This window comes from Waterburya sp., from assembly GCF_058530065.1.
The window spans coordinates 1-14310 of record NZ_JBZNBU010000323.1 but is presented as its reverse complement, the minus strand read 5'-3'; the positions used below and the strand labels follow the sequence as shown (position 1 = coordinate 14310).

Here is a 14310-nt window from a genome sequence, read left to right as displayed (position 1 = left end):
CTTTCTGTTTCCAAAGAATCTTTTTCTAGCAAACGATAACTTCTTGCTGAGTTGTCATCCCATTCAACATCTATACCACGCATCGTCTTGAGCCATTTTTGCAAAGTACCCTTTTGAGTGCGTTTCATGCCCAATTCTTGGCATAATTCTTCTAAAGATGGTGATTCTTTATGGATGCGAAACCATTGCCTTAAAGCTTCAAGAATCTTGTCTCGATGTTTGGTGATTTTTGCCATCGATCTTCTATGTCTAAGTTTCCAATTCAGCTTGCCAGTTTCTTTTTTGCCACGTCAATCAAGCAATATGATGTTGCCATAATGTTGCCAATGTTGCCATTAAAATTTTATGTTGCCAATGTTGCTATTTACATTTGCTTTTGTCTTAGCTATATTTAATTCGTACTAAATTCTTTTACTTAACTCACAAAACAGCATCAACACTAATCAACAATTGATAGATAAGGTTTGACTTCTTTCAATATGTAAAGAGGTTAAGTTTGTCATGAAGACATTCACACTAACTATCCTTAAATTAAGCTAAGATCTATAGTTGTGCTGAAGTTAGGATTAGTTGATGACCCTTGTTTTAAAAAGCGAAAAACCACCACTACGAGCAGATGAAACGGGAGCAATCAGAGTGGGAAATTCAAGAGTCTTGTTAGAAATAGTGATTCGAGCCTTTCAAAATGGCGCGTCTCCAGAATCTATTGTCAGTCAATATTCAACTTTGACTTTATCCGATACCTATGGCGCGATCGCTTATTACCTAAAAAACCAAGAAACTGTAGAAGAATATTTGAATCAGAGAGAGGAATTAGCGGAATCTGTAAGGCAGCGTCTTGAAGCGAATCAACCCGATCTAAGTCAAATTCGTTCTCGTTTGTTATCTCAGAAAAATTTATAACTAAATATGTAATATGTTAAGGCTGTTGAGCGATGAAAATTTCAACGGCGATATTATTCGAGGACTATTTTTACACCAACCAGATTTAGACTTAGTTCGAGTTCAAGATATAGGCTTGCGAGAAGCAGACGATCCAAGTATTCTTGCTTGGGCTGCCGATCGCGATCGCATTTTAATAACTTACGATCGCGCTACAATGCCTGATTTTGCCTATCAACGCTTGCAAAGAAACAAAGTAATGTCAGGAATGTTTGTAGTGAGCGACCGCATTTCTATCCGACAGACAATTGATGAAATATTGCTTTTGGCAAACTATACAGAACAAAAAGAGTGGAAAGATAAAGTGTTGTATTTGCCTTTATAAAGTTACTCTCTAGTAATTAATTGCCAAAAACTTTATTAGTTTATAGGATCAATAATTAACTATAGCCTCAGTATTAGCAACGACAGCATTTGTAGCTACATATTCAATAATTTTGCCTGCCACATCCATGTCAGTGGCTTTTTCAATTCCCTCTAAACCAGGAGAAGAATTGACTTCCATCACTACAGGACCATGATTAGAGCGCAGCAAGTCTACCCCAGCTACGTTTAAACCCATCGCTTTAGCTGCTTTAATGGCAGTAGTTCTTTCTTCAATGGAAAGTTTAATAGCTTCTGCATTCCCACCGCGATGGAGGTTAGAGCGAAATTCGCCTTTTGCTCCCTGACGTTTCATAGCAGCAATTACTTTGCCTCCTACTACAAAGCAACGTAAGTCTGCACCGCCCGCTTCTTTGATATATTCCTGTACCAAAATATTGGCATCCAAACCCCGAAAAGCTTCAATTACCGATTTAGCAGCTTGATAGGTTTCTGCCAGCACTACGCCGGTGCCTTGAGCACCTTCTAGTAGTTTGATTACCAAAGGCGCGCCGCCGACAGTTTCGATCAAACCATCAATGTCTTGGGTGGCATGGGCAAAACCCGTTACAGGTAACCCTACTCCTTCCCTGGCTAAGATTTGCATACAGCGCAGCTTATCGCGACTGCGAGAAATTGCTTGAGATTCATTAGCACTAAACACTCCCATCACTTCAAACTGACGCACCACCGCAGTGCCGTAAAAAGTTCGAGATGCCCCAATGCGGGGGATGACCGCATCAAAATTTTCTAGGGGATTGCCATTGAACATAATACTAGGACGGCTAGAAGTAATGTTCATGTAGCAACGAAGATAGGGAATCACTCTTACTTCATGTCCTCGTTCTTCTCCTGCTTCTTTTAATCTTCTGGTGGAATAAAGGGAAGAATCTTGAGATAGTATAGCAATTTTCATAACTTAAACTTCGACTTTGAATATAAATATCTGGTTTTAATGGGGACTACTTTGCAGAAAAGATTTACCAGGATCGATAGAAAAACGCTTGCGTACTGCCTGTCTGCCCAAAAGCATTCTAAAACCCATTACGTCGCGGTTGGTTAAGGTTAATTCTCCTTGCCATTGATGTTCCCCTAATTGGATCGTTGTTAAAATCACAGGTCTAGTTTGAGCGTGTCCCCCAGAACTAGTTACTTTGCGGTATTCTAGTAACTCTGCCTCGGCTGTGATGCTGTATTTGTTGTCTCGTTGTTGGGGATGAATTTCAAAGCGAATCATGGTCTTGCCATCTTGTTGAAATTCTTGGCAGTTGAAGGCGTGTAAAGCAGATGTACGCGCCCCCGTATCGATTTTAGCTTTAATGCGATCGACTCCTAGATCTGGCAGACTCAACATTTCCCGCCAACCAATTACTGTTAATTGCTTGGCGGGTGTAGATTTTGCTTGTTTCATAGATGAGATAAATAATTGCGATCGCTAGGCAATTTTGGGGCGATCGTATCTTTTGATTGGTGCGAGTATTAGTTTTCTACTATTGAGGTTGGGGTAAATTACTCTGTAGTCTTCCGAACATGGTAGCCATTGAGTCTGTAAGTCTTTAGACAGTAGGTTTTTAACTTTTTACCTTAACTGTTGGCAGACATTTATTATTTACTATGGGTTTGCTAAAACCCATAATGATACCGATGTTACCCGTTTCTATATGTTTAACACGATCGCCGAGATTGAACATTGGTGCTATGCTCCAAAAAAATATTATGGAAATCAAATATTCTTTGATTTTTTAATACTAATCCAACAATCAATACTAATCCAACAATTTTTCAATTAAATGTCTTGAGTATGTCAATTTTGACAAGTCTGAAATACCAAGACTATTTTATTTAGTGCTAGTTATGGTTAATTACGAAGGAGCTACTAATACCCAAGCATATAAAGATTGTCGAAATTACGTTCCGATAGCTCAACATGCAATCTAAAGTATTAAAAAGAAATTAATTTACGCAAGCGATCGCTGTAATTCCTATTTGGATAGCTGACTCATGGTGATTAGTAAGGCTTTATAGACAAAATGTTTTTTAGATCGAATAAATAATAAAAAGAATTTATGTATTTAATTTTTCTGGGTTTGGATCTACTTTTTTTCATTGGCTTAACGGGAAATAGTTTATAGAGAAGTAAAATAATTAAGCCAACAAATAAGAAAATAGTCAATTCTAATATTAAAATAAATATCATTTTTGGCAACCCCTATTATCAATTAAAATCAAACTCTAGCCCTGAAAATAAACTCAACTAGCACGAAAAGAATGTTGTTGGGATATCTAAGTTTTCGTAAAGCGATCGCCCTAGCAACCTTGTCTGATATTATTTCATCGCGATCGCTATGGAGTAAAAACCAAATTTCCCAACGTAGAATCAAACATTTAGTTGCTTGCCAGATATTTTTTCCACCATTGAAAAAATAACGATTCAAGATATTTAGGACTAGATATTTCAAGATTTACCTAATAGTTGTTTGAAGTTTTTCTTTTGCTTGGATGCCCACAACAAAGGCGTACCCGCTTTTGACCACAAAGGCATGGGTATAGGATTCCAATAGTAGATAGACAACAGTTGGCGACTGCGATTTAAGGGGCAAGATAAGGGTTTTGGTACGCCATGAAAAGTCTTATTAGTAGTAGGAAAAATAATCGTGCGATTAAACAACGGGGGGTAGCTAACATTACTTCGGGGATTGCCAAGATTTTGTAATGCTAGTTCCCCACCCCAATTAGTATCCCAGTCGCGATTGAGATAAATTAGGATATTCAATCTCCTCATCAAGGGCAAACTAAAATGTCTGGTATAGTCGGTGTGCATCTCCAGCCAACCACCCCGATACATTTCGTGTAAACCAGCACCATGAAACAAAGGATCTCCCACTAGGTTATCAATGTCGGTAATTTGTTCGATAGTTTTGATTACCTGTGGAGAGTTGAGCCAAAAACAAAACATTTGGGTAAACCCAGACAAGCCTTCAATCCCATTAGAGGTAGTCTTTAGTTCGTGTTGGGTATCCCATACCAGCCAGTCTCGTTCTTTAACTTTAGGAAATTCTGCCACCAAGCGATCTAATAATTCTGGGGCAAAAAGATCGTCAATTACTAAATGAGGATAGGGTTTGGCAGTGATATATTTATGATGTAACCCTCCTGCTTCTTGCTGAAGTTTGACAAGGGCGTTGTCAAAAAGAGTTAAATCAATAACATTACTATTGTTTGCTAAACCGAACTGAGGTTGAGATACGCCGATAGTCATATAAATAACAAGTTATTTAACAAAATGTTTATCTATATTTACCAGGTAAGAATTACAAATTTATGACAGTCTTGTGTTAGTTTTGACAAAACTAAGGGAAATATCCGATTGACAACAGTTTACTAAATTTTGTACTCAAGTCTGGGTATTGCCGAAATACATAAGATAATCTCTCCCCGCTTGGGGATAACAATGTATTTTTTGCTCTGTAATTGGTTCATAGAACGAGTCACACTAACCCTAGTAATACTGAGCAACTTTGATAAATCATTGTGGGTTAAAGGAATAGGTATCGCTTTGCCTAATTCGTGTTTTATGCCAAACTTATTACCGAAATAAATTAATAGCTCCAGGAGCTTTTCTTCAATATCTTTTTGAGCTAAAGCATAGATTAATCTTTCCGAATCTTGAAAGCTGGTGCGAATTTCTTTAGCGAGGTAATGCCAATCTTGATAAGGAACAATAGCTAATTCTACGGCAGATAAGCATTCTATCTGATAGGAATAGAAGTTGTCAGAAGTTTGACCGATGACATCTCCTTGACTCCAATAGCCTAAAATAACCATTCTTCCTGCTAAATTGTAGGTAAATACTTTAACTATTCCCCGTTTTATTAGCCATAAAGTGTTGAGATCCCAGGATATTTTGTCACCGCGAGCATATTTTACTGTTTGCCATTGTGGTTGAGGTTTATTGAGCATTTGCGATCGCTTATAGAGTCAATTAATGATTAAAGACCAATAGTAGATTGATAAAAATTTGGGACTACACATAATACATTCACTCGTATTTATTGTGTACTTAACTTTGTTGGTCATGGGTAAGATAAAGGTGCGATTAGAATTCAGGGAGTATTCTACCTGTGGAGAGCTATTATCTTGAGAGCCACAAATCTTAATTGTTCCTGTTTCTGCAAAATCGCTACAATCGTTAAGACAGAGAATTAGATTAAACTGGCAAATTAAGGGTAAATCTTTGTGAAACAGGAAATTGTGATGAGACTCTATTTTTTCTCCTGGTAATAGTTCGTGTATTCCCGCCCCTAAATAATAAGGATCGCCAATCAAACTATCTCGCTCTCGATTTACTACCAAAGCCAAAGCACGAAGAAAATCGCGAGAATTAAGCCAATAATAAAAAGTGCGCCCAAATTCTGATAGTCGATCTACTTTTTTCGTTTTGATGAATAAATCATTATTGGTTCTTACTTGATGGGTATGATTGCAGGTGGGAGAAAATTCCTGAAGAATCAGCTGAAGTATCCCTGGTTCAAATAGGTCATCAATAACTAAATGAGGATAAGGTTGATTTTTGTTATAAGTTTGCTGAAATGACTCAAACTGACTTATCAAAAAACTACGGGAATAGTTGAATCTGTTCACTTCACATCAGACATAGGTTTTATGCCAAGCAAAATATAGGCATCATATTAGGCGGATGTTGTAAAATTGTGACAGTTTTGTGTCAGTTTTGACAAACAAATTATAGGTTAAGTTGTAAACTTGTTTGACATCATAATCTAGCCGACGCTGTAGTCCTTGACGTAACTGTGCCATCATCTCGTCGTCTAAAATCAAAGTAAACTAAAGAGTAATTTTGATACCTCGCACTATAAGCAAGAATTTACTGCGCTTTTCACATGGGTAGACCACATAATTAAACTTTAAAAACTAAGAACTAAGAACTAAAAACTACGAACTAGTAAATTTTCCCAGAGAGCTATTCAACTGAAAACGGCTGTAAGAATTATCGATTTCAATTAAATAATTAGCCAAAGCTTCGTATGCTGGCAAAGATGTCGGATCGATGACAGCATTTTTTGCCTCGGGATGGGAAGCAAAGCGAACAATCGCCATATCTGCCCCAGGATCGATATAGAGGGCTTGACCGTGTACGCCTCTAGCCATGAATGCACCATGTTCATTATGAGTAATCCACCACATACTACGATAACTCCAACCCTCAAGTAAAGAATATCCAGCATCAGCAAAAGCATCGCGATCGCCACCACCTCGAATACTCTCAATCACTGATACGGGTATAACCTGCTCATCCCCTACCATCCCTTCATTAAGAATCATTTGAGCAAAACGAGCCATATCCCGCAGACCAGCACTCAGACCACCGCCAGCAAAGGGCGTACCGATAGAATCTACTGACATATAAGCCCCCAGATCTGCTCCTATTTTGCTCCATATTTTTTCCGAGAGTACTTCAGTGACGGGTTGACCTGTAACCCTACTAATCAACCAACCCAAAACATCAGTGTTAATGGTTTTGTAGGCAAAGCTGCCACCATGCTCCCCTTGTTTTTGAACCGTTTGTAAAAATTCAAAATATGTTCTAGGACCAGTGTAGTCTGCGGGCTTTGGGAGGGGATTTCCTGCTGCTGCGTGTAGCCAGACTCCAGCGTTGGGATCTGAGTAGTCCTCGCTATAATCCAAACCTGTTGTCATATCCAAAACCTGGCGCACCGTGGCATCACCAAAGGCACTTTCAGTTAGTTCGGGAATGTAATCTCGAACCAGTTTGCTTTCATCGAGTTGACCCTCAGCAATTAACATCTCTCCTAGCAATCCCACAAAGGATTTGGTCATAGACATTGCTCCATGACGCTTGGCGGAATCTAGGCAACCAGCATAGGTTTCGTAAACAACCTTACCGTGATGCATCACCAAAATACCATCTGTGAAATTGGCTGCTAAAGATTGCTTCCAGGTCATAGGTTCTTCAGCACCTAAGGTCATAAAGGTTACATCGTCAATGCCTGATACTTCCTTGCTTTCCAGCTGTGCAACTGGCGACAATCCACGACTAACAGGCTTTGTGGGCATTAACTGCTGAAAGTTGCATACCGTCCAACGCCATTGAGGAAACTTGGCAAAACTGTTATCGTCGAAGCGAATTATTTTATCGAGTGGTGGTGGCGAACCCTCCATCCAGCCCAAAACATTGGGGTCTGAATTTTCTGCTGTCCAAGAGATATCATTATCAGTTTTAGTAGGTTCTTGTGCTGTTGACGTTATGGAAATATTCAAGCTAATTGTCAGTAAACAAGCACTGAAGAAAAAAGTTAATAAAATTTTCTTCAATTTCATATTAAATATATTAATTTGGATTAATTAAAAATTAGAATCGTACCAGCTACTTAACTGCGATCTAAATAGTTTTTTCGACGACGGTTGACTATTGGTTTGATAAAACAAGGAGACATAATTATGGCGGTCGCTGCCACGGCAGTAGTCACCAAGACTAAAAGCAATAAATCAATTACACTATCCAATAATTTGGGTTTAGATTTTTGTATTTGCAATGGTAGGGGGGTTTCAATTACTCCGCCTGGAGGAAAAGCCACCCAAATACCTAGTTCTATTTGTCTGGGTTCGCTCCAATTATTTGCTTGACACCATTGCTCTACTTCACTGTCGCTCATAGTACTTTTGTGTTGATGCCATTATCTTAATTTATGTTCATAAAACCAATATATCCTACTAATTTGAGCGGTTGATGTAGATTTTACATATATGTTTAAAACTTTATTAAATCTTCATTTTTGACCTTGAGACTTGTAGTTTTTCTTAAAACAACCAAAATAACTTTATGTATTGTTAAAGTTCGGCATAGACTAAAAAACAACAATTAGATAATTTGCTCAAATCTAACTTAAATCTCTATGCCTCTAATCAACATTCGCGGAGTGAACCACTATTATGAATGGGTTCGCCAGCCTCAAAGTAAATCTAATAAGCCAGTAATGGTTTTCGTTCATGGTTGGGGAGGATCTGCAAAATATTGGCGCAGTACGGCAACGGCTTTAATTGAGAATTTTGATTGTTTACTTTACGATCTGCGGGGGTTTGGTCGTTCTAGTCTGCAAGCAGATAGCCCCGATCTGGGTTACGAGATGGCAGACTATGCAGAAGATTTAATCTTACTATTAAACGAACTAAAATTAGAACGAATTTATCTTAATGCCCACTCAATGGGAGCATCGATCGCGACTATATTTATTAATCGCTACCCCGAAAGAATCGAACGGGCAATCTTAACTTGTAATGGGATTTTTGAGTACGATGCTAAAGCATTTGCTGCCTTCCATAAATTTGGCGGTTATGTAGTTAAATTCCGCTACGATTGGTTTCTAAAAGTTCCTTTTGCCGACAGAATGTTTATGGCAAGATTTTTACATCGTCCGATCGATCAAAGCGATCGCATGGCTTTTTTAGAAGATTTTTTATTAGCCGACTATCAAGCAGCAGTAGGTACGATTTATACTTCTGTGAGCAAGGCTGCGGTAGAAACTATGCCCCAAGAGTTTGCTAACCTAACCGTACCCACGTTAATGGTTTCGGGAGAAAAAGATATTATTATCCCTGCGAAAATGGGAAGACAAGCAGCAGCTTTAAACGATCGCATTGAATATGTAGAATTACCTCAAACTTCTCACTTCCCGATGTTAGAAGACAAATCAGCTTATCTGGAAGCTATTCAAAACTTTTTACAAGTTAAAACGGCTATTGTTTAGCAATCGCCTGAAAGTCAATCACCACTTGTGACAAGTTAACCTTTTGTGCCGTTTGTCAATTGCTTTTAAGTAGTAGGTAGTAGGTAGAATGAAAAATCAATAATCTTGAAAATCATGCAAAATTCTCAATTATTAGCAGAAGTAATCGAATCGCAGCCTTTCCCTTTGATGTTTTTAACTATTAGTGGTGCGCATTTATATGGTTTTCCTTCAGCAAATTCTGACTACGATCTGCGAGGAGTTCATATTTTACCTCTGCAAAAAGTAATTGGCTTATATTCTGCTAGAGAAACTATTGAAGTTACCGAAGCTGAAGCAGGCGTTGAAATAGATTTAGTCACTCACGACCTAAAAAAGTTTTGTAATTTATTACTTAAAAGAAATGGCTATGTTTTAGAACAATTATATTCTCCGTTGATTCTAAAAACTACTCCCGAACATCGAGAATTAAAAGCGATCGCCTCTAACTGTATTACTCGCAATCATTATTATCACTATCAAGGATTTGCTAATAATCAATGGAAATTATTTACTAAAGAAAATATTTATTATCTTAAAAAATTACTTTATGTATACCGAGCATTATTAACAGGAATTAATTTATTAAACACTGGTAAGGTTGAAGCCAATCTAGTCGAGTTGAACCAAGAATTTAATTTACCTTATATTAAGGATTTAATTGTTCAAAAACAATCGGGCAAAGAAAAAGAAACCTTATCATCTGTCAATCTAGAATTTTATCAAAAAGAATATCAAAGATTGCAAGAACAACTAGATAGAGCATTCGATAACAGTAATTTACCAGACGAACCCGCCGCTAAACCAGAATTAAATAGCCTGTTATTAAAAATTAGAAATAAGTAAAAGAATAATAACTAATAAATGTATTTAAAAAGACTGCATTTGCGAAGCTTTCGTAACTATAGCGATCGCGAGGTAGAATTTACAGCCAAAAAAACTATTTTAGTGGGAGATAATGCTCAAGGAAAATCTAATCTTCTCGAAGCAATAGAACTATTAGCTACCCTTAAAAGCCATCGTACCAGTCGCGATCGCGAATTAGTTTTAAATAATCAATCTAGCGGTCAAATTGCAGCAGTTGTCCAACGCAATCACAGCACCAATCAGTTAAGTATTGTGATTCGAGATCGTGGTAGACGTACTGTTATTCTCAACCAAGAAAAACTACGCCGTCAAATCGATTTTTTGGGGGTTCTTAATGCAGTACAGTTTTCTAGTTTAGATTTAGATTTAGTTAGAGGCGCGCCCAATTCCCAAAGAAGTTGGCTCGATAGCTTATTAATTCAATTAGAGCCAGTTTATTCTAATATTTTGCAGGAATATAATCGCATATTGCGCCAGCGTAACGCTCTATTAAAAAAAATCCGCTCGATTATTAAAGGAGAATCATCAGAATCCCTCGATTTATTTGAACCCCAATTAAAATTATGGGACAAACAACTAGCAGCAGCAGGTTCTAGAGTGACTCGCCGACGAGCTAGAGTAATTGCCAAAATCGCCCCCATTGCTGCATCTTGGCATCATCGTATTAGTGGAGAAACCGAAACCTTAAGCATCAAATATTTACCTAATGTGGAATGGAGAGAAGACGCACCCGAAGCAGTGCAACAAGCTTTTTTAGACAAATTAGCCAGCTATCGCGATCGCGAAATAAAATATCAAGGAACAACCCTAGTCGGCACTCATCGAGATGAAATCGAATTGAGCATTGATGGAACTCCCGCCCGTTACTATGGTTCTCAAGGACAACAGCGCACTTTGGTCTTAGCGTTAAAATTAGCAGAATTAAAGCTCGTTGAAGAAGTAGTCGGCGAACCACCTTTATTATTATTAGATGATGTTTTGGCAGAATTAGACCTCAACCGCCAAAAACAACTTTTAGAAGTAATTGGCGATCGCTTTCAAACAATTATCACTACAACTCACATAGATTCATTTAATCAAGACTGGATTCAAGATTCTCAAGTTTTGCAAGTAAAAGCAGGAGAAATTATTACTATTAGCTAAAGTCTAAACTACAGTCACTTGGAGACTGCGTAATCTATTTAAAGCAGCAGCTAATTCTTGAGGGCGAAATTGGGCGAGGTTTCCTTGGGGATATTCGGTAATAATATCTAATCCGTATCTGTCTAGATCTCCCTCGACTCGATCTAAGATTTCGGCAAGAGTCAATTCCGAACTCATATATTTATCTTTGGCATAAATTATGGCTAGGGCGATCGCTTTTAATTGCCCTGTATCGACTATTTGTTCTACTGCGGTTAAATCAATATCTTCTACCCCAAAGCCAATTTTGTCTGTTCCCATTGATTTTAGTTTGACTTCTCTTTTACCCCGACTGGCATCAATGCTTTTTTCGAGGGGTATTCTAGGAGTTATCTTGCCGAAATTGTCTCCTCCTTCGGAATTTCGATGGGTAATATATTCTCGCGCGATCGCTTTAGCTTCGTTAGTAACGTCTTGAGGAAGGTAGTTTTCTAACGCAATGACTAAATCTGCCACATCAAAATAATCGCCACTTCCCCCCATGACTAAAATTGTCGAGACTCCATAGTCATCGTAAAGTTGGCGTACCTTATCGATAAACGGAGTAATTGGTTCTTTTTCTTTGGCAATCAAGGCTTGCATTCGGCGATCGCGAATTGTAAAGTTAGTCGCCGATGTATCTTCATCGATTAACAGTAATTCTGCCCCTGCTTCTAAAGCTTCTATTATGTTAGCTGCTTGGGAAGTACTGCCACTAGCATTAGTAGTAATAAAATTAGTCGTCGATCTGCCTTGAGGTAAATGATTGATAAAAGGAGAAATATTCACTCCTGCAATACTCCGTCCATCTTCAGCGCGGATCTTAACTCCACTCAGATTAGACACGACATATTCCCTACCATCTCCAGGGATATGATTGTATATCCCCAACTCGATCGCTTTTAATAGAGTCGATTTGCCATGATAGCCGCCGCCGACTATCAAACTAATTCCCTGGGGAATGCCCATTCCCGAAATTAAACCGCAATTAGGACAATTGAATTCTACTTGTAAAGATTCGGGAGACTTAAAAGGAATAGCTTCTAGTAAAGGACGAGGATCGATACCGCTACGACGGGGTAAGACTGCGCCATCGGCAACAAACGCCACTAAATTTTTTTGGGATAATTGCGATCGCAACCAGTCTGCATCTTCAACGGTTTCGACGTGTTTTTTTACCTCTGCTGGATCGAGAGACATATATATAAGTGTCTCTTCCACAATCTGGGGAATATCTTCACACAACATTTCTGCTGCTTGACGACCTAAAATTCTTCTTCCCCGAGCAGGCAAACCCACCACAAAACGAACTTCTACCGTCTTATCGTCTATTAAAACAGCATTTCTCACTAATACTTCTTGTCCCAGAGAAGCTATGGCAATTAAACCACTTTTTCCCGTGCCTCGATCGGAACTTACCTCTTTTGCCCTACGACTAAATTGTCGTGCTAAATAGTCTCCTAAGGCTATTTCTCTAGAGAGAGATTGATATAACTGGGTGGGAAATTTAGCTACAGATTGAGTCAGAACTACCCGTAACTGACTGGGAGAAGCAAAAGGATCTCCTTGAACGTAGTCTACAACGAGAGTAAAGCGATCGAACCTATAGCTACCTCGAATATCTTTATAGGCTTTATAACTAGCATTATCTAAATCCATCAGAATCGAATATAGGTTATTGCGATCGCTCAATCGTTGCTTATTCATGGTCAATTGTTTCCGTTTGTAACAAAAAAGCTAGTCTTTCAGTACTAGTTTGCGAGATTTTGGTCAAAAAAGATCTTTTTTGGCGCAATTTTATGTGCTTAAAAAGCACATAACTCCTCTTCATATGTCTTAACATATCCATTTGCATTCTATATTTTCAATACCTACAAGAATACTTCTAGTCTTTTGTCCGCAATTCGAGAAGTTTACCTAATTGATAGGTCGTCAAAAGATAAAATATTACTCTTATTTGTTTAAAATCTATATCTTTGAAAAAAGAACATTAAAAGACTTATTTTTGACTTAAAATAAATTGATATTTATTTTACTGTCCATAAAAAATAATATTTTACAACAGACCACAGCTTATTACTTCTTAAAAAGACAAAACTCTTATAGTTGTGTCTAATCTAGGTGTTGAAAATAGTTGTTATTCTTTTTTGGTTGTTGCACAATAGATTCATCGAGAGAAAACACAAGAACAAAGTTTTAGAACTCGAACCAAAAGTTTAAAACTAAATCTCACAAATACAGGAGAAAATAAATGTCTAAAATTCAATTTAACGAACTAAACAACACTTCTTTAGAAGTATTAAACGAGACAGAAACTGCTGGTGTCGTTGGTGGAATTTTTATTGCCTTTAGCGACGCATCAGTTAGACAAAATATTGCAGTTGTATCTGCTGATAATAATGCACTAGTTCAGCAATTTGGTTTAGGTAATGTTGCTTTACTAGGTCAAGGCAGTAACGTTGTTGTCAACCAAGGTTAATTACCTACTAATTCTAATCAGTAAACTATATTCAATAGGAAAAAACACCATGTCTAAAATTCAATTCAACGAACTAAACAACACTTCTTTAGAAGTATTAAACGAGCAAGAAACTACTGCTGTAGTTGGTGGCATCATTGCTATTTTTAGCGATTTATCTCAAAGACAAAACGTTGGGATTGTTTCTGCCGATAACACTGCTGCTGTCCTTCAAGGTGGTGCTTTTAACTTTGCAGGAATTGGTCAAGGCAGTAACGTGAATGTCAACCAAGGCTAATCCCCGACAAATTCTAATCAACAAATCATATCGAACCAGGAAAACTCATGTCTAAAATTCAATTCAACGAACTAAACAACACTTCTTTAGAAGTATTAAATGAGCAAGAAACTACTGCTGTAGTTGGTGGCATCATTGCTCTAGGAAGCGATCTTTCTAGCAGATTAAATCTAGCTCTAGTTTCTGCCGACAATACTGCGTTAGTCCAGCAAGTTGGTTTAGGTAATGCTACTTTCCTAGGTCAAGGCAGTAACGTGAATGTCAACCAAGGTTAATCCCCGACAAATTCCAATTAACAAATCACATTGAACCAGGAGAAAATTCATGTCTAAAATTCAATTCAACGAACTAAACAACACTTCTTTAGAAGTATTAAACGAGACAGAAACTACTGCTGTAGTTGGTGGCATCATTGCTAT

Annotated in this window: 18 protein-coding genes; 8 read left to right on the top strand and 10 right to left on the bottom strand. The window is 37.9% G+C overall.

Going from position 1 to position 14310, the window contains the following annotated elements; all coding sequences use genetic code 11:
- The coding region (locus AC33VI_RS19215) for a LexA family transcriptional regulator (RefSeq protein ID WP_491783870.1) at nucleotides 1-236 on the bottom strand (236 nt) is incomplete at its 3' end.
- Between the two features lie 337 nt (nucleotides 237-573).
- Between AC33VI_RS19215 and AC33VI_RS19210 the strand changes: the two genes are divergently transcribed.
- A complete protein-coding gene (locus tag AC33VI_RS19210) occupies nucleotides 574-903 on the top strand; it encodes a DUF433 domain-containing protein (protein WP_491783869.1) in 330 nt (109 codons plus the stop codon).
- Nucleotides 904-916: 13 nt separating this feature from the next.
- The gene (locus AC33VI_RS19205; RefSeq protein ID WP_491783868.1) at nucleotides 917-1267 is read left to right on the top strand and encodes a DUF5615 family PIN-like protein; all 351 of its coding nucleotides are present in this window, start codon (nucleotides 917-919) and stop codon (nucleotides 1265-1267) included.
- A 48-nt stretch (nucleotides 1268-1315) separates the two neighbouring features.
- Here the strand turns inward: AC33VI_RS19205 and rimK are convergent, their stop codons facing one another.
- The 8 genes from rimK to AC33VI_RS19165 all read right to left on the bottom strand — a co-directional run bounded on the left by rimK (nucleotide 1316) and on the right by AC33VI_RS19165 (nucleotide 7997).
- A complete protein-coding gene (gene rimK, locus AC33VI_RS19200) occupies nucleotides 1316-2221 on the bottom strand; it encodes a 30S ribosomal protein S6--L-glutamate ligase (protein WP_491783867.1) in 906 nt (301 codons plus the stop codon).
- 36 nt (nucleotides 2222-2257) lie between these two features.
- Nucleotides 2258-2716, bottom strand: coding sequence for an ATP-dependent zinc protease family protein (locus AC33VI_RS19195; RefSeq protein ID WP_491783866.1), 459 nt, complete (start codon nucleotides 2714-2716; stop codon nucleotides 2258-2260).
- An 814-nt stretch (nucleotides 2717-3530) separates the two neighbouring features.
- Nucleotides 3531-3764, bottom strand: a complete 234-nt coding sequence (locus AC33VI_RS19190) for a hypothetical protein (protein ID WP_491783865.1) — start codon at nucleotides 3762-3764, stop codon at nucleotides 3531-3533.
- The gene (locus tag AC33VI_RS19185; protein WP_491783864.1) at nucleotides 3761-4564 is read right to left on the bottom strand and encodes a 2OG-Fe(II) oxygenase; all 804 of its coding nucleotides are present in this window, start codon (nucleotides 4562-4564) and stop codon (nucleotides 3761-3763) included. The genes AC33VI_RS19190 and AC33VI_RS19185 overlap by 4 nt, the downstream gene beginning before the upstream one ends.
- 122 nt (nucleotides 4565-4686) lie before the next feature.
- Entirely contained in the window at nucleotides 4687-5265 is a 579-nt protein-coding gene (locus AC33VI_RS19180) for a Crp/Fnr family transcriptional regulator (protein WP_491783863.1), read from the bottom strand.
- Between the two features lie 18 nt (nucleotides 5266-5283).
- Nucleotides 5284-5946, bottom strand: coding sequence for a hypothetical protein (locus tag AC33VI_RS19175; protein WP_491783862.1), 663 nt, complete (start codon nucleotides 5944-5946; stop codon nucleotides 5284-5286).
- A gap of 309 nt (nucleotides 5947-6255) precedes the next feature.
- Nucleotides 6256-7662 carry a serine hydrolase domain-containing protein gene (locus AC33VI_RS19170; protein ID WP_491783861.1) on the bottom strand — a complete coding sequence of 469 codons (1407 nt, stop codon included), beginning with the start codon at nucleotides 7660-7662 and terminating at the stop codon, nucleotides 6256-6258.
- 50 nt (nucleotides 7663-7712) lie between these two features.
- Nucleotides 7713-7997 (bottom strand): hypothetical protein, encoded by a 285-nt coding sequence (locus tag AC33VI_RS19165; protein WP_491783860.1) that lies wholly within the window; start codon nucleotides 7995-7997, stop codon nucleotides 7713-7715.
- 240 nt (nucleotides 7998-8237) lie between these two features.
- On the opposite strand from AC33VI_RS19165, the gene AC33VI_RS19160 reads away from it, so the two are divergent.
- From AC33VI_RS19160 to recF, 3 genes are all read left to right on the top strand, one after another.
- Nucleotides 8238-9089, top strand: a complete 852-nt coding sequence (locus AC33VI_RS19160; RefSeq protein WP_491783859.1) for an alpha/beta fold hydrolase — start codon at nucleotides 8238-8240, stop codon at nucleotides 9087-9089.
- Between the two features lie 114 nt (nucleotides 9090-9203).
- Nucleotides 9204-9953, top strand: a complete 750-nt coding sequence (locus AC33VI_RS19155) for a nucleotidyltransferase domain-containing protein (RefSeq protein ID WP_491783858.1) — start codon at nucleotides 9204-9206, stop codon at nucleotides 9951-9953.
- A gap of 18 nt (nucleotides 9954-9971) precedes the next feature.
- Nucleotides 9972-11117, top strand: a complete 1146-nt coding sequence (recF, locus tag AC33VI_RS19150) for a DNA replication/repair protein RecF (protein WP_491783857.1) — start codon at nucleotides 9972-9974, stop codon at nucleotides 11115-11117.
- Nucleotides 11118-11120: 3 nt separating this feature from the next.
- Here the strand turns inward: recF and AC33VI_RS19145 are convergent, their stop codons facing one another.
- Nucleotides 11121-12842 carry an ABC-ATPase domain-containing protein gene (locus tag AC33VI_RS19145; RefSeq protein ID WP_491783856.1) on the bottom strand — a complete coding sequence of 574 codons (1722 nt, stop codon included), beginning with the start codon at nucleotides 12840-12842 and terminating at the stop codon, nucleotides 11121-11123.
- A gap of 544 nt (nucleotides 12843-13386) precedes the next feature.
- Here AC33VI_RS19145 and AC33VI_RS19140 point away from each other — a divergent pair.
- Genes AC33VI_RS19140 through AC33VI_RS19130 form a run of 3 tightly spaced genes read left to right on the top strand, consistent with a single transcriptional unit; the run spans nucleotide 13387 to nucleotide 14166 of the window.
- Nucleotides 13387-13614: a hypothetical protein gene (locus AC33VI_RS19140; protein ID WP_491783855.1), complete on the top strand. Its 228-nt coding sequence runs from the start codon at nucleotides 13387-13389 to the stop codon at nucleotides 13612-13614.
- Between the two features lie 49 nt (nucleotides 13615-13663).
- Nucleotides 13664-13891, top strand: coding sequence for a hypothetical protein (locus AC33VI_RS19135; protein ID WP_491783854.1), 228 nt, complete (start codon nucleotides 13664-13666; stop codon nucleotides 13889-13891).
- A gap of 47 nt (nucleotides 13892-13938) precedes the next feature.
- A complete protein-coding gene (locus tag AC33VI_RS19130; protein ID WP_491783853.1) occupies nucleotides 13939-14166 on the top strand; it encodes a hypothetical protein in 228 nt (75 codons plus the stop codon).
- Nucleotides 14167-14310: the final 144 nt, after the last annotated feature.